This is a genomic window from Streptomyces sp. NPDC001902, assembly GCF_042891295.1.
Taxonomy (GTDB): Bacteria; Actinomycetota; Actinomycetes; order Streptomycetales; family Streptomycetaceae; genus Actinacidiphila.
The window spans coordinates 280,684-301,502 of the sequence record NZ_JBIATA010000006.1 but is presented as its reverse complement, the minus strand read 5'-3'; the positions used below and the strand labels follow the sequence as shown (position 1 = coordinate 301,502).

General features: G+C 74.9%; 16 protein-coding genes and 1 pseudogene. 2 read left to right on the top strand and 15 right to left on the bottom strand.

The genetic code is table 11. The features are described from left to right. Positions 1–22: 22 nt before the first annotated feature. The 5 genes from ACFYYN_RS13865 to ACFYYN_RS13845 all read right to left on the bottom strand — a co-directional run bounded on the left by ACFYYN_RS13865 (position 23) and on the right by ACFYYN_RS13845 (position 8,316). Positions 23–1,249 carry a toll/interleukin-1 receptor domain-containing protein gene (locus ACFYYN_RS13865; protein ID WP_500323444.1) on the bottom strand — a complete coding sequence of 409 codons (1,227 nt, stop codon included), beginning with the start codon at positions 1,247–1,249 and terminating at the stop codon, positions 23–25. Further along, positions 1,246–4,056 (bottom strand): hypothetical protein, encoded by a 2,811-nt coding sequence (locus ACFYYN_RS13860; protein WP_500545930.1) that lies wholly within the window; start codon positions 4,054–4,056, stop codon positions 1,246–1,248. The genes ACFYYN_RS13865 and ACFYYN_RS13860 overlap by 4 nt, the downstream gene beginning before the upstream one ends. Then, the gene (locus ACFYYN_RS13855) at positions 4,050–5,078 is read right to left on the bottom strand and encodes a hypothetical protein (RefSeq protein WP_500545929.1); all 1,029 of its coding nucleotides are present in this window, start codon (positions 5,076–5,078) and stop codon (positions 4,050–4,052) included. The genes ACFYYN_RS13860 and ACFYYN_RS13855 overlap by 7 nt, the downstream gene beginning before the upstream one ends. Next, positions 5,075–5,980 carry an AAA family ATPase gene (locus ACFYYN_RS13850; RefSeq protein WP_500545928.1) on the bottom strand — a complete coding sequence of 302 codons (906 nt, stop codon included), beginning with the start codon at positions 5,978–5,980 and terminating at the stop codon, positions 5,075–5,077. The genes ACFYYN_RS13855 and ACFYYN_RS13850 overlap by 4 nt, the downstream gene beginning before the upstream one ends. A gap of 68 nt (positions 5,981–6,048) precedes the next feature. Next, positions 6,049–8,316 (bottom strand): large ATP-binding protein, encoded by a 2,268-nt coding sequence (locus tag ACFYYN_RS13845; protein ID WP_500545927.1) that lies wholly within the window; start codon positions 8,314–8,316, stop codon positions 6,049–6,051. Between the two features lie 169 nt (positions 8,317–8,485). Between ACFYYN_RS13845 and ACFYYN_RS13840 the strand changes: the two genes are divergently transcribed. Next, positions 8,486–9,601 (top strand): hypothetical protein, encoded by a 1,116-nt coding sequence (locus tag ACFYYN_RS13840; protein WP_500545926.1) that lies wholly within the window; start codon positions 8,486–8,488, stop codon positions 9,599–9,601. Here ACFYYN_RS13840 and ACFYYN_RS13835 read toward each other — a convergent pair. Beyond that, on the bottom strand, positions 9,594–10,433 hold the full coding sequence (locus ACFYYN_RS13835; protein ID WP_500545925.1) for an AAC(3) family N-acetyltransferase: 840 nt from the start codon (positions 10,431–10,433) through the stop codon (positions 9,594–9,596). The two genes, ACFYYN_RS13840 and ACFYYN_RS13835, sit on opposite strands and share 8 nt — an antisense overlap. Before the next feature lie 706 nt (positions 10,434–11,139). On the opposite strand from ACFYYN_RS13835, the pseudogene ACFYYN_RS13830 reads away from it, so the two are divergent. Beyond that, a pseudogene (locus ACFYYN_RS13830) lies at positions 11,140–11,418 on the top strand (LysR substrate-binding domain-containing protein); the annotation flags it as partial. Positions 11,419–11,448: 30 nt separating this feature from the next. Here the strand turns inward: ACFYYN_RS13830 and ssuE are convergent. Genes ssuE through ACFYYN_RS13785 form a run of 9 tightly spaced genes read right to left on the bottom strand, consistent with a single transcriptional unit; the run spans position 11,449 to position 20,578 of the window. Next, on the bottom strand, positions 11,449–12,006 hold the full coding sequence (gene ssuE / locus ACFYYN_RS13825; RefSeq protein ID WP_500545924.1) for an NADPH-dependent FMN reductase: 558 nt from the start codon (positions 12,004–12,006) through the stop codon (positions 11,449–11,451). 56 nt (positions 12,007–12,062) lie between these two features. After that, on the bottom strand, positions 12,063–12,872 hold the full coding sequence (locus ACFYYN_RS13820; protein ID WP_500545923.1) for an alpha/beta hydrolase: 810 nt from the start codon (positions 12,870–12,872) through the stop codon (positions 12,063–12,065). 1 nt (position 12,873) lies between these two features. Then, entirely contained in the window at positions 12,874–13,914 is a 1,041-nt protein-coding gene (locus ACFYYN_RS13815; RefSeq protein ID WP_500545922.1) for an LLM class flavin-dependent oxidoreductase, read from the bottom strand. 24 nt (positions 13,915–13,938) lie between these two features. Beyond that, positions 13,939–15,279, bottom strand: coding sequence for an NtaA/DmoA family FMN-dependent monooxygenase (locus ACFYYN_RS13810; RefSeq protein WP_500545921.1), 1,341 nt, complete (start codon positions 15,277–15,279; stop codon positions 13,939–13,941). A 26-nt stretch (positions 15,280–15,305) separates the two neighbouring features. Further along, positions 15,306–16,178: an ABC transporter ATP-binding protein gene (locus tag ACFYYN_RS13805; protein ID WP_500545920.1), complete on the bottom strand. Its 873-nt coding sequence runs from the start codon at positions 16,176–16,178 to the stop codon at positions 15,306–15,308. Further along, the gene (locus ACFYYN_RS13800) at positions 16,175–17,053 is read right to left on the bottom strand and encodes an ABC transporter ATP-binding protein (protein ID WP_500545919.1); all 879 of its coding nucleotides are present in this window, start codon (positions 17,051–17,053) and stop codon (positions 16,175–16,177) included. The genes ACFYYN_RS13805 and ACFYYN_RS13800 overlap by 4 nt, the downstream gene beginning before the upstream one ends. Beyond that, positions 17,053–17,940 carry an ABC transporter permease gene (locus ACFYYN_RS13795; RefSeq protein WP_500545918.1) on the bottom strand — a complete coding sequence of 296 codons (888 nt, stop codon included), beginning with the start codon at positions 17,938–17,940 and terminating at the stop codon, positions 17,053–17,055. Before ACFYYN_RS13795 ends, ACFYYN_RS13800 begins: the two co-directional genes overlap by 1 nt. Before the next feature lie 2 nt (positions 17,941–17,942). Further along, a complete protein-coding gene (locus ACFYYN_RS13790) occupies positions 17,943–18,971 on the bottom strand; it encodes an ABC transporter permease (protein WP_386996051.1) in 1,029 nt (342 codons plus the stop codon). A 32-nt stretch (positions 18,972–19,003) separates the two neighbouring features. Beyond that, on the bottom strand, positions 19,004–20,578 hold the full coding sequence (locus ACFYYN_RS13785) for an ABC transporter substrate-binding protein (RefSeq protein WP_500545917.1): 1,575 nt from the start codon (positions 20,576–20,578) through the stop codon (positions 19,004–19,006). Positions 20,579–20,819: the final 241 nt, after the last annotated feature.

Below are 20,819 nucleotides of genomic sequence, written 5' to 3'. Positions count from 1 at the left end.
GGATCCCGGGGGCGGCTCGTCGTCAGTTGCGGCCCGCGTAGCGGCGCACGAAGGTGCGTATGGTGCGGTTCATCTCCTCCTCGTGCGGGCGGGGCAGCCCCTGCAGCCGCGGCAGTGGATCGGGCGCGGTGCCGAGCAGGTCGCCGTCCACCACGAAGAGGAAGAGCACGCCCGCCGGGAACTCCTCGCCGAGCCGCGCCACGAGGTCGGGGTCAGGGGGATGCGGCACGATCACCACCACCGGGCCGAAGTCGTGCTCGTGCTGCAGCAGGGTCTCCAGGTCGTGGACGTCGACCTCGGTCAGGTGGTCCCGGACGCCGGCGATGAGGCTCTCCGCGACGCCGGAACCCACGTCGATGGGCACGACGAAGTGGTCCCAGGCCACGGGCTGTCCGCTGGCGCGGTGGACGAAGCGCCGGGCGGTCTCGGTGGAGTGTGCGGGCAGCACCGCGGCCCGCGGGGCGGCCGGGGCCGTGAGCACCTCGTTGATGCGCCGGGAGTCCGATGCGGGGACCCGGGCATGGGTGACGCTGAGTTCGATCACCTCACGCGAACCGGAGGTCGCCTGGAGCGGCAGGAGTTCGGTGAGGGCCGCGCGCAGCGGATCGTCCTGGGGCTCACTGCGGCGTTCCGTGAGCAGCCCCTCGGCGACGCGGTGGTGCATCAGGGGCAGCAGGATCTCCCGCGAGACACCGAGCCGGTCCCCGGCACGGCTCAGGACGGGCCCGTCGACCTCGCGCAGGTGCTGGACGACCCGCTGGTGCACCCGGTCCTCGTTGACCTGGGCCCGCATCAGCTCCAGTTGGGGAGTGATGTCCCTGACGACGTCGGCGAGGTCCCCGTCGACGGGCCAGTCGATGTTCTGCCGCCGGGTGGGACTGAGCGAACCGAGCCTGCTGGCCTCCAGGCCCTCCCGGTCGACCTCGGGGAGCAGCACGAGGATGATCGGGAAGCCGTCGTGCCGGTTGCGCAGTTCCGCCATGGCCAGTTCGTTCTGGACGTGCGGTGACTCGACGGCGTGCGGCGACGCGAGCAGCACCATGCCGTGGGCGTTGCCCATGCCGTCGGATATGGCCTCCATCCAGTCCTGGCCCGGCACCAGGGTCTGCCGGTCGATCACGATCGGTTCGCAGCCGGCGGCCTCGAGCAGGCCGATCACCGATCTCCTGGCCGGCCAGCAGGTGCAGGTGCAGCCGGGCGGTTCGCTGCGGCTGAGGAAGACCAGCGGGCGCGACGTCGTCCCGTTCATGCGCCCGGCCGCCATCCGGGGTCGGTGCTCTCCCACAGGCTCAGCCAGTGGGTCGCACCGGGGGCCACGGTGATCGCGTACCCGCCGGCCGACGGGCGTACGGTGAGCGGCCGCGGCTCCCCCGCGGCGGCGCCGAGCGTCGCGATCCCGACCAGCTCGGGCCCGTCGGGCGGCGCCGGTACGGTGACCGTGACCGGCGCGTCGCCGGCGTTGCCCAGGCACAGGACGGCCTCGCTGCCGTGGCGCCGCCACAACGCCGTCACCCCGGGCACCGGTTCGGGCAGCGCCGCGTCGACGGAACCGTGGACCAGGGCCTGCTGCCGTGCCCGGACGGAGAGCAGGACGCGCAGCGCCTCCGCCCGGTGCCCCGTGGCCGTCAGCAGACCGGCGGGGACCTCGTGGCAGCCGGGCAGGGCCAGCAGGACCCCCGGATCGGCCGGCGGCCGCTCCGGGAGCACCCAGGCCGTGCCCGGCGGGACCGTCCAGGCCCCGGGTCGCGGGAGCGGCGCAGGGCCCACGGTCAGATGGACGGCGCTTCGCGGGGCCGCTTCCTCCGGCCCGCCGGTGGTCCCCGGGCCGGCGGTGCCGATCAGGCCCGCACCGGTGTAGGCGCCGGTCAGGTGCCGCAGGTCGTCCAGCAGGTGGTCGGGCCAGGCCGCCAGGTCCTCCAGCAGCAGTGCGTCGACGCGGGCGTCGAGGAGACGCTGCGCGTCGAGCAGCACGTCGGCGGGCGCGGCTTCCGGTGGGGGAGCGGGAAGGCCGGCGACGACGCGCAGTCCGGCCTCCCCGGCCCGCTCGACCACGAGGTCCGTGCGACGGGGGTCATGCGGGTGCGGCCCGGAGAGCCGGACGTGGCCGATGCCGCAGCGGCGGGCGGCTCGCAGCACATCCTCGGGCGGCGCCTCCGGACCGGGGCCGGGAAGCGCGACGCCGACCGATGCGCGCAGCCAGGAGGGCCCCGGCCCCGGCGCCTGCGACGCGGACGTGGACGTGGACGTGGCGGCGGGGTAGGGCAGGACGAGGTGCACCCTGCCGTCCTCGGACCGTATCTCGACCGGCCCGCCGGTTCCGGTGAGCATCAGGCGGCCCCGGCCGGCCGCGAACACCTCGCGCACCTGGAACGGCAGCCGGGCGCCGGGGAGCGGCGCGGAGCCGGGGTCCTCCGGGTCGCCGGCCGCGGGACGACGCAGTCGCAGCAGGTGGCGTCCCCCGTCCGCGGCGACCACCGTGGCGTCGGAGGAGGAGACGGCCAGTGAGGTGGCCGGCCGGGGCAGCCGGCCGAGCGGCACCGGATCGCGCGCGTCGTCCTCCGGGCTCCGGGCCAGCCACACCCGGCCGTCCTCGGTGGCCCAGACGACGTCCCCGGTCAGCGGGTCGCCCGCGAGCGCGGTCACCGGGGACCCCCCGGTGGCGAACCGGCGGGAGACCATGCCGTTCCCCGGAGCGGCGTGACGTGCCACGACCCTTCCCTCGGCGTCCGCGACCGCGATCAGGGCCGCCGAGACCGAGGTCCACAGGTGGGTGACGTCGGCGGGGTGATCGAGGGTCAGCACCACGCGCCGCGGATCGCCGTCGTCCAGCAGGTGCACCTTCCGGCCCTCCGCCACGCAGAGGACCGCCGGTCCGCTGCCCGGCCCGCCCGGCGCCGCCCAGCCCAGGGCCGTCGGCGCCGGGGACCACGGATGGGCGGTCACCTCTCCCGAGGCGTCGAGGGCCGCTCCGACCACCTGGAGCCCGGAGCCCCCGGCCGCGGCCGCCCTCGGCGGCCCCGCGTCGGCGACCGCGAGCAGGTCGGGGGGCACCGGGAGGTCCGCGACCAGCACCCGTCCGGCCGCGTCGACCCGGATCTCGGTACGGCCCGCCGCGCTGACCGCGAGCGCTCCGTGCTCCCCGGCCCAGACGCAGCGCACCACGTCCCCCAGTTCGGCCCGGGCGCCGTCCAGGCTGCCGTCGAGCCGGGCCGCGGCCACCACGTCCAGGGGCGCGGCGGCCCGTCTGCGGTCGTGCAGGTCCAGTTCGTGCCAGGCCGCTCCGGGGAGCGCGGCGCGCAGGCGCAGCCTGACCCGGGCGGCCCCGCTCACCTGGCACACCTGGGCGTCGCGTTCGGGAGGTCTGGTCAGCACGATGCCGCCGGGCTCGGCCCGGATCCCGACGTCGACGTCGCGGTGGACCATCCGGCGGACGGCCGTCACCTCCTCAGGGAGCAGGCCCGCCGCGGCGGGCGTCAGCTCCAGGCCCAGGCGCTCGGCCGCGGCGATGCGCAAGCGCCTCGCGGGTGCCGAGTCCCGTACGGCGTCGGGCAGCCGGGGCAGGTGACGGATCGCCCACCGGCCGGCCTCCAGGGCCTCGGGGCCGTCGGAGAGCACCTGGGCGAGGAAGGGTTCGAGCTCCCGCCGGATGTCGCCCTCCGCCGGCACCGCCTGCGCCGTACCGGCCCACAGGAGGGTCTCGAAGGTGCGCACCGCCAGCGGCGCGTCGTGGTGGGCGCGTTCGGTGAAGCTGCGGACGGAGGCCAGCAGGGCGCGGTCGTTCGTGGCGAGGTCCCGGCGCAGGACCGCGGCCACCGCGGGGTCGAGCACCATGGTCAGGCCGCCTGCGGCCTCGACCAGGGGCGAGAACCACAGCTGGGCCTCCAGCCCGGCGCTGCTGCGCGGCACGAACCGCAGGCGCGCGGCACGCACGACGTACGGTTCGGCCTGCGCCGCCAGGCTCAGCGACTGGGCCAGCCGGACCACGTCCGGTTCCTCCTGGCGCTGCTCGCGGATCAGCCTGGCCGCGGAGGTCCGTCCGGCGGCCGCCGTCACCATGCCTGCCTCCGGCGGCGCAGCCGTCTGATCTGGGAGCGCGCCGACCACACCGAGGTACGGCGGTCCAGCGGGACGAGGGCCACCAACCGGCGGACGGCGGGCGGGTAGACGTCCGGACTGAACGGGGTCAGGCAGGTCACCGGGTGGCCGGCGTGCTTCAGCCGGCCGAGGAAGGCGAGCCAGTCGGCCGGTGACGCCTGGTTGCGCACCGCCACCGGAGGGCGCAGCCGGCCGAGGTCGGACACGAGCAGCACCGGAGTGCCGGGTGCCGGGCGGACCGCCGCACCCCAGGTGCGGCCGCCGTCCGCGCTGGCGCCCTGGGGCAGCCGGAAGTCGAGTATCCGCAGCTGGTCGGGGGCGAGGACCTGCCGCGCCAGCCGGGCGACCCACTGGTGGTCGTGGCGGAACGGCCGCATGGAAGGGCTCCGGTCCAGCAGCACGTGCAGCCCTGCCCGGGTGGTGGGGCGGGGCCGGTAGGGGAGGCGAAGGCCGGACGACGGCCTGCCGCCCAGGCGCCGGACCATCAGGTCGATCAGCCTGCGGTGGTCCAGCTCCCTGCCGAGCGCCTCGGTGGCCGCCACCGTGAGCATGATCGCCTGCTGGGTGCGCGGATTCCACGGCGGCGACGGCGGCTGCTCGCTGACCTCCCCGCGGTCGGCGAAGAGCGGCTCCTCAGGACCCGCCGGCTCACCGGCCGGTCGCCCGGGTCCCGGCGGGGTCCGCGGAGGAGCGAAGGTGATGACCGACCGGCCCGCGGGGTCGGCGCCGGTGGCGGTGCCCGGGGACGGCTCCGGCACGCCGCCGCCGTCCCCGGGCACCGTCCGGCCGACGGGACGGGCCGGCGGCGAGGGTTCGGTGCCCTGCCGGGGTTCCGTCGCCGGGCCGTCCGGTTCCGGGGGCCGGGGTCCGGGGCCGGGCAGACCCATGGCGCGCACCAGGGAGAGGACGCCGGCGGGGTCGGCGATGCCCAGCGCGGCGGCGGCGCGCACGACGTCGCCGGCGTGCACCGGACCGCGGCTCACGCGAAGGCCGTCGGCTCGTAGGTGTCCTTGACCATGGCGAACCGCGCGACGCTGCGCCACAGTTCGGAATCGGCGGTCAGCCCCATCTCGTGGCACGCCCGCAGCGTGTCCAGGTATTCCGCGGTGCTCGCCGCCGCGAGACGACCCGTACCGGAGCCCTGGGCGAGGAAGAGGTCGGCCACCTCGGCGCCGAGTTCCGGATCGAAGTCCGATCCCATGTGCAGCCGGGCGACCTCCAGCAGGTGGGCGCGCCCGGGGACCTGCAGCCGCAGCGGGATGCAGCGCCGCCGGAACGCGGCCGACAACTCGCGTTCCTCGTTGCTGGTGATGACGACCAGCGGCGGCCCGATCTCGGGGCGCACCGTGACCCGGGAGCGGTCCGGGCCCTCGAAGCGCAGGTTGTCCAGCGGGTCGAGGAGCGCGTTGGGGAGGTCGGGGTCCGCCTTGTCGATCTCGTCGATGAGGACCACGGCGGGACGGTCGCGCAGAGCGTCGGGCGTCGTGTCGTCCTGGGCGGGGTCCAGTGCCTTCCACAAGGGGCCGGGCCGGTGGTACGGCTGGTCGCCGGGGGAGCCGAGCCTGCCCCGGGAGGCGTCGTTGAGCTGACGGAACGCCTCCTCGCGCCAGAGCAGGTCGGGTGCCTCCGTGCGGGCGGTGACGACCTCCGCGTAGAAGCGGTAGCGCAGGACGCGTGCCACGTTGGGGGCGAGAGTGGACTTGCCCGAGCCGGGCGGGCCGAGGACGAGCAGCGGACGGCGCGTCACCAGCGCGACGTTGACGGCGAGCACCGTGTCCTCGTCGAACAGGTACACCTGGTCGTCCTGACGCCCCGAGGATGCGTCGGCGCCGGTCTCCCCGACGGCGCCGGGCGCCTGCGGGTCGAAGACCTTGGTGTACCGCATGTGCCCCCCGAGAACGTCATGCCACCACACGCTGTGGCGCCACTGTAACGGACCGCGTCGCGGCTGATCTACAGGCCGGGAGGCCCTCCCGGGGGCCCCGGCGGCGCGAGCACGCGCACGTCGGCACGCCCGACGCGCGGGGCGCGGACGGCGTCGTCGCCGCCCCGCGGAGCGGCGGTCACCAGGTCGATCCTCCGTAGCCAGGGCGCACGCCGAAGCGGGCTCAGGTCCAGGGACGGGAGCCAGGGCGCGATGGTCAGGAACATCACCGGGGAGGCGCCGAGGGAGGTCAGGTCGCGCAGCCGGGGGCAGTTCGACAGGCGCAGCGACCGGAGCGCGACGCAGCGGCTCAGGTCCGGCACCGCGGTCATCTCCGGGTGGTCCAGGATCACCAGGCTCCGCAGTCCGGGGATCCCGGGCAGCACTGCCTCCAGTTCCCCGAGCGGCCCCTGGCACCAGACCTCGGGCGCGGCGTCCCGCCGCGCCGCCAGGCCCGCGAGTTCCTCCGCGGACCGTACGACGACGGGACCGGTGGCCCGCATCCCCGGCGCCGCCGATGCCGTCAGGCGCCGGCCGGTGGCACCGTGCTCCAGGAGGCCGGGGACGTCCGGGAGCGACTTGCGGACCGCGCTCAGTTCGGCGACCAGACGGGCGAGCCCGGCGGACCCCGTCCGTTCGAGGTGCCCGGCGAGGATCCGGTCGCCGTCGGGGCCGGGGTGGGTGGCAAGGTGCTCCGCCGCGAGGTACTGCCGTACGGACTCGCCGGCGAAGGCGATCGTCGCGGGAGCCGGCGCGTACAGGATGCCCGCCTCGTCGGCCAGTTGCGACAGCAGCCGGGCGGGGGGAACGCTGCCGGTGAGGCCGGGCGCGTTGAGTCCGTACAGCGCGTCGAGCGCCGTGTCGGCCGGGAGCGGGGCGTCGCCGGACCCGAGCGTCGCGGCGGCCAGGCCGCCGGCCGCCGCCCGCAGGACGCTGTCGCGCACCCTGGTACGCGCGTTGGCGGCCTCCCGGTCGGGGCGCCAGACGGCGGCCACCGCGGCGCGCAGCAGATCCATGCGGTCCGGCCCGCGGTCCCCGGCGGCCCGGGCCGCGTGCCGGACCGCGACCGCGGCGGACGGCCAGCGCACGGCGTCGGCGAGCAGCGGGTCGTCGGCCAGGGCCGTGAGCGCGGACCTGCCGCCGGGGGCGCCGGCGAGGGGATCGCCCCCGGCGAGGAGGGCTTGGCGTTCCGCGGGGTCGAGGGGGTCGAGGAGGACCGGGGTGAAGACACCGTCGATCCGGTGCCAGGGCACCGAACTGCCGTTGGCCTCCACCAGGATCACGGCGTCGGGGTAGTGCTCGGCCGTGCGCAGCAGCCATTCCCAGGCCGCGGGGCGCATGTGGACCGGCGCGCGGTCCAGGCCGTGGACGGCCAGCAGCGCGCGCCCGCCGCGCAGTTGCCGGGCGGTCCAGCCCGCGGGCTCCCGGGCGGCCAGCGAGGGGGCGGCCGCCTGGACGATCCCGTCGGGGGAGGGCAGGCCGCCGGTGTCCGCCCGCAGGGTGAACGCCACCTGGCAGCCCCAGGGCGCTCCGCTCGGGCCGGCCGCGACGCGGTCCGCCAGGTGCCCGAGCACGGCGCTGCGCCCGGAACCCGCCGGGCCGACCAGCAGCAGCCGCCGTCCCGCGGCCGCCGGCTCCCCGGACGGGGTGTGCCGTCGCGACGGACCGTCCTGCCAGCTCAGTCGCCGGCCCAGGGGGCGCCCGCCGGTGAGTCCGGGCGCGGTGCCGGTCAGCTGGCCGCGGTACAGGGCGGTGAACCGGGTGTCGTCCGAGGTCAGGGCCGGGGGGAGTTCGGCGGGGATGTCCTGCGGGGCGGGGCCGCTTCCGGTGGGGGGAGCGGTGGTGAGCCATCGGGTGAGGTTGCCGAGCACCTCGTCGAGGGCGGCCCGGTGGCGCGCGGCCTGCATCGTCATCAACGCGAGTCCGTGGGTCCGGTACTCGGGCGGCTGCCCCGCCGTGAACGTGTCCGCCTCGGCGACCACCGCCGGCATCCGCTGGAGCACGGGTTCCCAGAGCAGGGGCAGCACGATGCCGTTCTCCGCCGCCCCGCGGGCCCGGTCCAGGCTCGTGCGGTGGACCAGCATCGCCCAGTCCGCGTCCGCGGGGCCCTCGCTGAAGTAGGCCGGTGAGCACAGGACGAGGACGCGGTCCGCCGTCGCCACCCCGGGCGAGGCCGGGCCCCGGCCGCCGTCGGTGGCCGCCCTGACGAAACGGACCGGGGAGGTGCCCAGCCGCCGGTCCAGGTCGTCCAGGAAGCGCGCCACCCAGGCCTCGTCCCTGCCATGCAGGTAACTCACGGCGTAGGTGTACGTATTCTTCATCCCCCACCCGTCCGAACCGGTACGAACGGGCGCGGTCACGGACGCCCGCACTGGCGTCATCATGGAAGAATCCGCTGACGTCTCGTCATGACCCGTTCCGCAGCACATGTATGACTGGCTATCACTTTATATGTACGACTCATTGATGGGTGGGGTCGACCCCGCGACGCTCTCCCGTCCCGGCCCGCGGCCGGCGCCCTCCCCTTCCGCGCCCCCGGGCCTGGGCAAGCGGCAGGAGAACCTGCTGACCGCGGTCCTGCGCGGAATCCCGCTGATGGGACAGGACACCATGGTCCCGTTCGCCGAGGCGGACGTCCGTTCGTGCCTGGCCCGGTTCCGGCCCTCGGAGTACGGAGCCGCCGCGGGGGTGGTCAACCGGGTGCGCCCGGCCCTCCTCGACGCCGTCGTCGGCCGTACGGCCCGGCTGCAGGGGTACGTCCGCGGGCTGCCGGAGGGGGGAGTGGAGCCGCTCCTGGACGTGGTGGGCAAGGCCGCCGTGTACGGACCTCCGGCCCTGCGGGTGGTGTTCGGTGCGTCGGTGCGCATGCCGCTGCGCGCCCTGAGCTACGTGCTGCCCGCCGTGCTCATGGCGGAACGGGTCCAGGCGGTCACGGGCCGGCTGCCCTACCTGCAGGTGCTCTACGTGGGCGAACTGGGCGCGCGGATCAACGCCCTGCCCGCCGCGGTCGTCGCGGAGGAGGGCCGGCTCCTCGCCGAGCACCTGTGCCGCGTCCTGGACCGGGGGCCGATGGCGGGCCACTACGGGCTGTTCGCCGACCTCCCCCTGCCCGCGGGGGAGGATCCGATCGAGGACACCATCGCCCGGCTCGGGGAGGAGCCGCGCGAGGAGATCGCCCGGCGGCTCCAGGGGAAGGGCGGCAGCCTCTCCGACCGGCAGACCCTCGAGTACGCGGCCGCCCACGTGCTGCTGCACGACCTCGGCCGGCTGCCGCTGCGAAGAATCGGCGGCACGACGCCCTCCGACGCGGAAGCCGTCGGAGTCATCGACATCGGCGGCGTCCAGGAACGTCATTTCCACCGGGTGCGCGCGATCTTCGCCGAGGCGCTCGGGCACGCCGGACCAGGGCCCCTCGTGCTCACCCGGCACTCCGTTCCGCCGTACACGATGTCGCGCGTCGGCGACGTCGGCCTGCGCGACTTCCTGGACGGCGTGCCGTACGACGAGGCCGCGCTCCCCGCGGCCGTACGGCACGACCTGCACCTCCTGCGGGCCGGCAGGGCCCTCGACCGCCTCAGGTGAGCCCGGGCCCGGCACCGGGACCGGGCCCGGCACCGGCGCCCGCCCGTCGCGGCCGGTTCACGGGCATCCAGCGCACCGCGAAGTCGACGGCCTCCCGCAGGTCGAGCAACCGGCACCGGAGCCCGCTCACGGTGCCGGTCCTGGTCGTGCCTTCGGCCTCGTACGCCGCGCCCAGGGCGGCGAAGTCCGAGTCGTCCAGGGCCACGTCCTCGTAGCTCCACCAGGAACGCCGGCCGCCCCTGACGACCACGCAGCGGTAGGTGCGCAGGGGCGGCCGGGGCACCCGGTACTCGGCCAGGTGGAACGCGCTGCACACGTCGAACCCGACACCGAGGAGCAGGACCCGGGCACGGGCCCGGTAGAGCGCCGCCAAGGGGGACCGCTCGCCGAGGTGGCAGTCGGCGCCGTGCTCCGCCGTGATGGCGTCCCCGGCCGGGCCGTACGCCACGAAGGAGGTCTGCGGATGGGCGCTGCGCACCGCACCCTCCACGGTGCGCAGGGTCTCCGAGAGCACCCCCATCCCGGGCGCCGGTGTGGACGCCGGATCGAAGGGCGGCATCGCGCCCCGCACGGCGGCGGCCTCCCGGGGGTCCAGCCCCGCCACACGCGCCCGGTGGGCGGAGGAGGAGTCGGAGTTCTCGGGTGTGAAACTGGGCGTCACCAGCGTGCCACGCGGTCCCAGCACCCGTAGCAGCGCGTCGAGCATCGTGCCCGCGCGGGTGCCGCCCGCGCCGCGCAGCGAGGCGTGCACCAGGACGACCCCGCCCGGTTCCAGGCCGAGTGCCGTCAGGGATCCCGCCAGAGCCGTCACCTCGGTGGAGCCGACCGCCATCCCGTCCCCCTTCCCCCTCCGCGCCGCGGGACCCACCCGCCCCCCGCCCGGCACGACTGCGCAGTCAGTGTCCCGCCCGGGCCCGGCCACCCGGTAGGGGGCCGGATCCGCCCCCCGCCACGAGGACGACGGGTTCGCCGAGCCGCAGAAGCCGCGCTACCCACGTCAGCGGCAACGGACGGTCGCGGCTGCCGCGGAGTACGGGGGCGGCGCGCCGCGGGGGAGGGTCCTCGGCGTGCGGGACGGCGGGGCCGGACCGCTGCCTGGGGAGTTGGCAGGCCGGGCACAGGGCGAGGCCGTCGTGGCCGGTGACGAGCGTTCCCCATCCGCGGCAGATCCGGCAATCGCGGGCCCTGCCGGGATCGGCGTGGGGAGCGGGGCCGGCCCCTCGGGTCATACGGGGTTCCCTCCGGGGTCGGGGGTCGGTGACGTCCGGACACAGACGGTGTACGCACTCGGACCGGCTGCTGACGTGTCCTCAGCCGGGCGTCCTGCCTGCGGCAGCGGCGCAGCAGGCGCGGTCCGCCGACGATCACGACATCGCACACGGCGTCCGCCAGGACGGCCCGTTGCACGGGCCTGCGGTGCACAGCCACCGGAGTCCGCGAGGACCGGGCCGCGCCGAGGAGCAGCAGGTCGTCGGCGCCGGACGTGACGGCGCACAGCACGGCCCCGGGGGCGCCCCGCAGCCACCTCCGGCGCCGAGAGCCAGCTCAGGGAGCTCCACGCACGGGCCGGGGTTCCGTACCGCCCCACCCAGCACATCCGTGAACGGGGCACGCTGCTCTGCATGGTCGAGGCCGGCCTCGGCGTCGCGGTCGTCCCCTCCCTGGCGGGGAGCATGCTGCCCGGCGGCCTCACCCTCGTCCCCGTACTGCCGCGCGTGGAACGGCGGTTGCTCCTCACCGGGCCGGCCACGCGCCCCTGGCACCCGCACGTGACCGCGGTCCGCGACCTGTGCCAGGGGGCCGGCCCCGTGATGTGACCCCGCGCGCGGCGTACGGCGGACAGGGGCTCACCCCGTGGGCGCGAGCACGGTCGTACGGCCCCCCAACGCGGCGGAGAAGCGGTCGGTGACCTGCGTCAGGGCCTCGGCCGTGGCGGGCGCGACGGTCAGCGTGCCGTCGTCGGCCACGGCGAGGTCCTTGTCGAGCGTGAACCACCCCGGGACGATGTGGGCGGCGCCCATGGAGCTCAGCACCGGGCGCAGCGCGTAGTCGATGGCCAGGACGTGGGCCGTGGTGCCCCCGGTGGCCAGCGGCAGCACGGTCTTGTCGGCGAGGGCGAACTGCGGGAGCAGGTCGAGCAGTGACTTCAGCAGGCCCGAGTAGGCGGCCTTGTAGACGGGCGTGCCGATCACCACCCCGTCCGCCCGCTGGAACAGGGCCGCGGCCCCGGTGATGGCCGGGTGGTGGACGTCGGCGCCGAGCAGGGCGTCGGCGGGCAGCGTACGCACGTCCAGGGGGACCACCTCGTGGCCGTGGAGCCGCAGCCGGTCGTCCAGGTGGCGCAGCAGCCGTGCGGTGCGGGAGGTGGCGGAGGGGCTTCCGGAGACGGACAGGATGACGGCCATGGGGACCTTCCGGGTTCGGGCGGGCGGGGTGGGGGCGAGCGGGGACCTCGGCGCGGTCACCAGGTGCTGGATTCGACGGCCACGACGGGCACCAGACCGTTGCGCAGCGTCTCCAGGAAGGTGACGACCTCGGCTGCCACCGAGCGGTGCTGTACGTCGTTGAGCACGTCGTGGTGGGCGCCTCGGACGACCGAAAGCCGGGCGCGGCGCTGGGACTTGGCGGCGCGTGCGAGCGCGTCGTGATCGGCGAGCGGGTCGGCGTCACCGGCGAGGAAGAGCGCGGGCGGGGCGAGTTCGGCCTCGTACGCGGCGGTGAGCAGGGTGTCGGGCACCGCCTTGCCCAGCGAGCCCCGGCGTACGCGCGGGTCCCGGGTGAGCGTGTCGCGGTGGGTCGGGCAGGACGTGCGGACGTCGAGCTCCCCGTCCCAGCCGCCGTCCTCGGCAGGGGCCGCACGGCCGGGAAGCCCTGCGAGGACGACGCCGTCCGGCCGGACGCCGGCCCGGCCGGGGCGGCCCAGGAGTGCGGCGACGGCGACGGCGCCGGAGTCGGCGCCCACCAGGACGACGGGGGTGGCCGGCGCGCCCTCGGCGGCGGTGCCCTCGACGGCGGTGCCCTCGACGGCGTGCGCGAGGCGCTCGCCGAACCGGGTCAGGGAACCGGCCGGGTCGTCCGGGTCCGGCTCCGGGGGGTCGACGACCCGTACGCGGTAGGCGTCGGCGGCCAGCCGCCGCGCGAAGCGGGCGTAGGTCGCCCGTGTCTCGCCGCGGCCCGGCACCACGACGACCGTGCCGCGGACGAGCAGGCCCTCGGGGCCGTGGTGGTCGGTGTGGTCGGCGTGGTCGATGCGGTCGGTCTGCTCGGTCATCTCAGACTCCTGCCGGCTCGGGCCGGGGCTCGGGTTCGGACGCGCGCCGCCAGCCCAGCGCCGGCGCCACTTCGGTCGCGATGAGCTCCAGGGCGCGCAACGCCGCGTCGTGGTCGGGGACCGCGGGGTTGAACTGGGTGATCAGGTCGGTCGCGACCGGCAGGACCCGCTCCCGCCGCAGCGCCGCGACGATCTCCTCGGGATGCCCGAGGAAGGAGTGGAAGCGGCGCAGCGCCTCGTCCAGGTCCAGGCCCTTCGGGAAGGCGCCGCCCTCCGCCATGCGCAGCGCCGCCCGGTGGACGTCCTCGCCGATCTGCCCCAGCGCCGTCCGCCGGTCCTTGGCCGGGAACACGAACCGTGACAGCCCGATCCGCGGGCGGCGCGGCCGGTCCCAGGCGTCGAGGTACGCGTCCGCCCATGGGCGCTGCACCGCGTCGGTCGGGGAGTCGAAGCCGTACGCCGCCCGGTTGAGCAGGAGGTTCGACCCGGCGGCCGCCGCGTACGCGGCGCCCTGCGTGCTGAAGGCGCCCTGCCAGATGCGGTCGCCGAAGTCGCCGGCGGCCGGCTGGATGCGGAAGCCGGGCGCGCCGACCTCCTCACGTGCCAGCGCGCTGCGCAGTACGTCGAGGTGTTCGCTGGTCAGTTCGCGCTTGCGGGCGACGTCCCGGCCGAAGGCGGCGTACTCCAGGCCGTTGTAGCCGCTGCCCACGCCGATCTCGACGCGGCCGCCGCTGAGGGTGTCGACGGTGGCGACGTCCTCGGCGAGCCGGATCGGGTCCTCCAGCGGGAGGATCGTGATGGCGGTGCCGAGCCGGATCCGGGTGGTGCGTGCCGCGGCGTGGGCGAGGAACGTCCAGGGCGAGGACAGTCCCCCGCCGCCGAGGGAGACGTGGTGCTGGGCCACCCAGCCGGCGTCGAAGCCGAGTTCGTCGGCGGCGACGAAGAGTTCCAGGGCGTTGCGGTAGGTGCGGACCGGGTCGTCGTCGCGGCCCTGCACGTGGGTGAGGAAGCCGAGTCGCAGGCGCGGGTGCTCGGTGGTCATGGCCTTGTCCGTCCCGTCCCGTGCTCAGTCGGCCACGAGCAGGCGCTCGTGGGTGTGGCGGTTGGCGGGGACCGGCAGGCCGAGGTTGCCGCGCAGGGTGTCGGCCTCGTACTCGGTGCGGAACAGGCCGCGCTGCTGGAGGAGGGGCACGACGCCGTCCACGAAGAGTTCGAGCTCGTCGGTGGTGCGGAAGGCGAGGTTGATGCCGTCGAAGGTGCCGGCGTCGAACCACTGCTCGATGGTGCCGGCGACGGTCCGCGGCGACCCGACGAAGGGGGAGGTGCGGAACTCGTTGGCCGACCGGGCGACCTGGCGCAGGGTCAGGTTCTCCGCCCGGGCCCGCTCGATGATCCTGGCCGCGCCCGTGCGTCCGCCCTTCTCGGCGAGGTGCGCGACGTCGGGGAAGGGCGCGTCCAGGTCGTGCACGCTGAAGTCGTAGGCGCCGAAGGAACGTCCCAGCAGCGCGAGGTTGCGGTCGAAGTCGTTGTCCTCCTCGAAGATCTCCCGCTCGCGGCGCCGGGCCGCCTCGTCGGTGGCGGCGACCACCGGACCGCCGTGGATGAAGATCTTGATGTGGTCGGGGTCGCGGCCGTAGGAAGCGGTGCGCTGCTTGATGTCGGCGTAGTACTCCTGCGCCTGCCGGAGGGTGCCCCCGGGCGCGTAGATGCCCTCGGCCACCTGGGCGGCCAGGTCGCGGCCCTCCTCGGAGACGCCGGCCTGGAAGATCACGGGCTGGCCCTGCGGGGACCGGGACAGGTTGAGGGGGCCGGCGACCCTGAAGTGCTCGCCCTCGTGGTCGAGCGCGTGCAGCTTGGCCGGGTCGAGGAAGACGCCCCGTTCCACGTCGGCCGGGAAGGCGTCGTCCTCGTAGGAGTCCCACAGGCCGCGGGCGACCTTGACGAACTCCAGGGCACGGCCGTAGCGGGAGGCGTAGTCCAGGTGCTCGTCGAACCCGAAGTTCCTGGAGGTGCCCGTGTCGAAGCTGGTCACGACGTTCCAGCCGGCGCGGCCGCCGCTGATGTGGTCGAGCGAGGCGAAGCGGCGGGCGAGGTTGAACGGCGAGTTGTACGTCGAACTGGCCGTGCCGACCAGTCCGACGTGACGGGTGTGCGTGGCGACCGCCGACAGCAGGGTCAGCGGCTCCAGCCGGTTGAGGTAGTGGGCGGGGTAGGTGGCGTTGATGAACTGGCTGTCGACGATGAACAGGGCGTCGAAGAGGGCGTGTTCGGCCGCCTTGGCCTGCGCGATGTAGTAGTTGATGTCGGTGCTGGCGTTCTTGGCGACGCGGGCGTCCTTCCACAGGCCGTGCTGGCCGGGGCCGCCGACGCCGTAGGGGTGGAGCGCGAGGTGGATCCTGCGGGACATGGTGGCTGTTCCTGTCTGTCGTGGGGTCAGGTGCGCAGCAGCGCGCGCAGCGCTTCGCGTTCGGCCCGGTCCGCCGGGGCGGAACGCAGGGTGGGCGCCGAGCCGACGAGCAGGCGCGTGTAGGGATGGCGGGGGTGGTTGACGACGTCGTGCGTGGTGCCGACCTCGACCAGTTCGCCCTGGTAGAGCACGGCGAGGCGGTCGCAGACCCCGGCCACGGAGCCGAGGTCGTGGGAGATGAAGACCAGGGCCACTCCGGAGGAGCGCAGCTCCTTGAGGATCTCCAGGACCTGCACGCGGTTGGCCGCGTCGAGGGCGCTCACCGGTTCGTCGAGGATGACCAGGCGCGGTCCGGTGACCAGCGCCCGGGCCACCGAGACCCGTTGGCGCTGCCCGCCGGAGAGCTCCCCGGGCAGCCGGCCGAGGAGCTCCTCGTGCAGGCGGACGCGGGGGAGGAACGCCCGCGCCCGGTCGGCCGCCTCCTCGCGTGGGACGCCCTGCAGGAGCAGCGGTTCGGTGAGGGACTCCTCGACGGTGAGGTCCGGGTCGAGGCTGCGCAGGGGGTCCTGGAAGACGTACTGGACGATGCCTCGGCGGCGCAGGGCGCGCCACTGGCGTGGGCCGTGCCGGGCGACGTCCTCCCCGCCGACGACGACCGACCCGGCCGAGGCGCGCACCAGGCCCAGCACGGCCCGGGCCAGGGTGGACTTCCCGGATCCCGTCTCGCCGATGAGGCCGACGGCCTCGCCGGGCGCGACGGTCAGGGACACCCCGCGCAGTGCCTGGCGGCGCCGGCGGCGCAGGCCGTAGTGCACGTCGAGGCCGGTGATCTCCAGCACGGGACCGGCGGGGTCCGCACCGTCGGCCGGCGTCGTCCGCGGCGGTTCGCCGGTCGTCATGCGTCCTCCTTCACGGTGAGGAACGTGTCCAGGCCGTACTGCTCGTGTTCGGCGATCAGCAGGCGGGTGTACTCGTGCCGCGGGTCGTGCAGCACCGCGCTGGTCGGGCCCTGCTCGACCACCTCGCCCTCCCGCAGGACGACGACCTCGTCGCAGAGCTGGGCGACGACCGCGAGGTCGTGGGAGACGACGACGAGGGCCAGCCCCGCCTGTTCGCGCAGTTCGGCGAGCATGTCGAGGATCCCGGCCTGGACGGTGACGTCGAGGGCGGTGGTGGCCTCGTCGGCGATGAGGATCCGCGGGCCGGCTGCGATCGCCGCCGCGATCAGGACGCGCTGGAGCATGCCCCCGGACAGCTCGTGGGGGTAACTGCCGTAGACCAGCTCCGGATCGCGCAGTTGCACCGTCCGCAGCAGCTCGACGGCCTGCCGGCGGGCCTCGCGGCGCCGCTGCCCCTTCTTGGCGCGCACGACCTCGGCGATCTGCGGGCCGACCCGGATCGAGGGGTTGAGGTAGGAGGCCGGGTCCTGGAAGACCGCGCTGATCGTGGCGCCCCGCAGGGCCGTCCACTGAGCCCGTGTCAGGGTGGCGATGTCGGTGCCGTCGATCTCGATCGACCCACCGGTGACCTCGAAGTGCGCGGGCAGGATGCCGAGTGCCGCGCGGCAGGTGAGGGTCTTGCCGCTGCCGGACTCCCCGACGATGCCGACCGCCTCACCGGGTGCGAGCTCGACGCTCACCCCGTGGACGATCTCGCGGTCGCCCGCGCGGTCGCCGATGCGCACGTCGCGAAGGGACAGCACCGGCGGTGCCGGGGTGCCCGGCGCGGCGCCCGGGGCAGGCAAGGGGAGCAGTCCTTCGGACACGGTCGTCATCACGCACCTCCGGCGGGGGCGGGGTCGGGCTTGTCGAGGCGGTTGGCGCGGGCCCTGCGGCGGTCGAGCAGTGCGCGTCCCGCCTCGCCGGAGACGTCGCGGATCGCGTCGGCGAGCAGGTTGCTCGCCCAGACGGTGGCCATGATGAGCAGGGCGGGGGCCACCGGGGCCCACGGCTGGTGGCTGAGGTAGCCCAGGTCCGAGGCGAGCAGGCCGCCCCAGGTGGGCGCCGGCGGCTGCACGCCGATGCCGAGGAAGGTCAGGCTGGAGACGATCACGAAACCCACGCCGATGGTCTGGGCGAGCGCGACCGCGACCGGCGGGAGGATCTTGCCCCACACGTGGCGGCGTACGATCCAGCCCGTCGAGGCACCGGAGACGAGCGCCGCCTCCACGTACGGCGAGCGCGCCACGGCCAGGGTGGCGGCGCGGGCCACCCGGTAGAACAGCGGTGACACCAGCACGCCGGTGACCAGCATGGCCTGGGTGAGGCCGTTGCCGAGGAGCGCGACCACGGCGACGGCGAACAGCAGGAAGGGCAGGGAGACCAGCGTGTCGGCCAGGCGCAGGGTCGCCCACTCGAAGACCCGGCCCCAGTAGACGGACAGGATGCCGGGCACCGCGCCGACGACCAGGGCCGTCAGGGCGACTTCGAGCGAACCGAGCACGCTGACGCGCGAGCCGTCCAGGAGCCGGCTGAGGACGTCACGGCCGAGGTAGTCCGTGCCCAGCCAGTGCGAGCCCGAGGCGGCGGCCAGGGTGTTGTCGCTGGTGGCCAGGGGATCGTGCGGTGCGAGCCAGGGACCGAGCAGCGCCAGCAGCGCGATCACGGTCAGGACGACCGCCGCGATCCGGCCGGAGGTGAGGGAGAGGACGTGGCGCACCATGGTCAGACCCCCCGCTGGGACGCCGGCGTCACGCGCGCCAGCACCAGGTTGACGATCAGGTTGAAGGAGACGACCAGGACGATCGACACCACGAGGACGCCCTGGACGGCGGGTACGTCCCCGGCCTGGGCGGCGTCGTTGGCGAACCTGCCGAAGCCCTGCAGACCGAAGATCCATTCGGTGACGACGGAGGCACCCACCAGGGCCGGGAACTTCAGCCCGAGGGTGGCGAGCGCCGGTCCGAGGCCGTTGCGCAGGACGTGACCGAAGAAGATCCGCCGCGGGCTCAGGCCACGCACCACCGCGCCCGTGACGTAGTTCTCGCGGTGGGCCGCCACGAGGCCCGCGCGCAGCTGGCGGGCGACGTCGGCGACCACGTCGAAGCTCAGCGCGATCGCCGGGAGGGTGATGTGGGCCAGCCACGGCCCGACGCCCTGCTCCGCCGGGACGTAGCCGCCGGAGGGGAACCAGTGGAGACCGACGGCGAAGACGACGACCAGCACGATGCCCACCACGAACGCCGGCATCACCGAGATGACCGTGACGAATCCGGTGATCGCACGGTCGATCCAGGTGGTGCTGCGCAGCGCCGCCAGCGTGCCCAGCGCGAAGCCCACGACCACCCCGATGAGCAGGGCCAGCGTCGCGACCGAGAGGCTGACGCCCAGGCCGAGCCCGATGAGGGTGGAGATGTCGGCGCCGTTGGCCCAGCTGGTGCCGAGCCGCCCGTGCAGGATGCCGTCGAGCCAGTCCCCGTACTGGACCAGGAACGGCCGGTCGAGCCCCCACTGGGCCTCGACCCGGGCGATGGCCTGCGGTGTCGCGTCCTCGCCCAGCTGGATCCGCGCGGGGCTGAGCCCGCTCAGCGCCCGCAGCGCGAAGGTCACGAAGGTCGCGACCAGGAACACGGGCACGATGATCGCGACGGACCGGGCGAGGGCGGCCAGGACCCGGCCCGCGGCGTGCCGGGCCCTGGCCGCGGCGACGCCGCGACGGGGGGTGAGGGCGACCGGCGCGGCGGTCGTCGTCATGAGGTTGCCTCCCCTTCGGTGGTGGACGGTGGTCAGCTGCCGCCGGCGATGGTCACGCCGGTCCAGTCGATGTGGGCCGGGTTCTTCGGCAGGTCCGAGATCGCCTTGCTCTTGGCGAAGAGGTTGGGCGAGGAGTAGGTGAAGACCAGGGCCTTGCTCGTCAGCCCGGCGCGGGTCGCCGCCTGGAGGTTCCCCACGTAGTCGGGGGAGTCCAGCGGCGTGCGGCGGACCTTCGCCACGGCCGCGTCGAAGCCGGCCGGCTCGTACGGGGTGCTCAGGTTCAGCGGGCCGTTGGGCCCGAAGTGCGCGGTGAGGGTCTGCACCGCTGAGTCCCGCCCCGTGGTGCCGTAGAGCGAGAACGTCAGGTCCTTGGCGAAGAACGGGGTGGCCCAGTTCTTGTCGACCTTGATGCGGACGGTGATGCCGACCGCGGCCAGCTGCGCCTGCACGATCTCGGCCTGCGGGTCCTCCGCCGGGATGACGAGGTCGAGCTTGATGTCGCCCGCCTTGTGGCCGGCCTCGGCGAGCAGCTTGCGGGACGTGGCCGGGTCGTACGGGTACGGGTCCCGGGACTTCGGGTCGTAGGCCACGTACCCCGGCGGGAAGGGCTGGTCGGTCGCCTCGCCGTAGCCGAAGGTCAGCTTGTCGACGAACTCCTTGCGGTCGACCGCGTGGCGGACGGCGTCGACGACCCTGTCGTCGTCGAACGGCGCCTTGTTGACATTGAGGCTGAGGTTCGAGGCGTTGAAGCCGGGTTGCACGAAGACGTCCAGGCCGGCCTTCTCGGCGGCCTCCGCCTGACTCGGTTCGAGGTCGGCGAAGTTGTAGACGCCGGTCTGGAGGCCGGAGACGACCGTCGACGCGTCGGGGGCGGAGGTGAGCTCCACGTCGTCGATGTGGATGTTCTTCGCGTCCCAGTAGTCCGGGTTCTTCTTGAGCAGCACCTTGGTGCCGGGGATCAGCTGCTCCACCACGAACGGACCGGCGCCAACGGGGTGCTGGTCCAGCTTCTGCGGGGCCGCGGCCGCCTTGGGGCTGGCGATCTGCAGGACGCGCTCACCGAGCAACTGCGGTATCTGGTAGTCGACCTGGGTGAGGTGGACGACCGCGTCCAGACCGTTGGCGTCCACCGAAGCGATCGAGGTCAGGTCGCCGAAGAGCGCCGAGTTCTTCTGCTTCTTGGCCCGCTCGATCGCCGCCTTGACCGCCGCCGCGTCGACCGGCTCGCCGTCGCTGAACTTCAGGCCGGGGCGGAGGTGGAAGGTGATCTCGTCACCCTTGTCGTTGTACTCCCAGCTCTTCGCGAGGTCGGGGACGGCCTTGCCGTTCTCGTCGGTACGCGTCAACGAGGCGTAGACCAGGGCGAGTTCGCGGAACTGGGCGCCGCTGCCGGAGACCACCGGGTCCCAGTGGGCGGGGAAGTAGGAGGAGGCCCACTTCAGTGTGGCGCTCCCCGTCGACGCGCCGGCGCCGCCGCCGCACGCGCCGAGGGCGGGGACGAGGACGGAGGCGAGGGCGGTTCCGAGGGCCGCGGTGCGCAGCCGGCCCGGGCGCCGGGCGGCAGGGGAGGCGGGTCCGGGGCGGCTGGGCGTGAGTCGTCCGGGCATGTGGGTGCTTTCTTCGAGGGCCCCCGGACCGGCTCAGGGCAGGCGGGGGCGTGGCGGCGGGCACGGCGGCGCGCACCCGCGCCCGACGCCGTCCCGTGCCGGTACGGCCGTGCCGACGGGGTCTGGCGGGCAGACGCCGGGCACGCCGCGCTCAGGGCAGGGCGTTCGGGGGTACGCGGGGGCTCACCGGGATGCGGTGGGAGAAGGCGGCGAAGCGCGGAAGGGGCGGCGCGGACGGCGG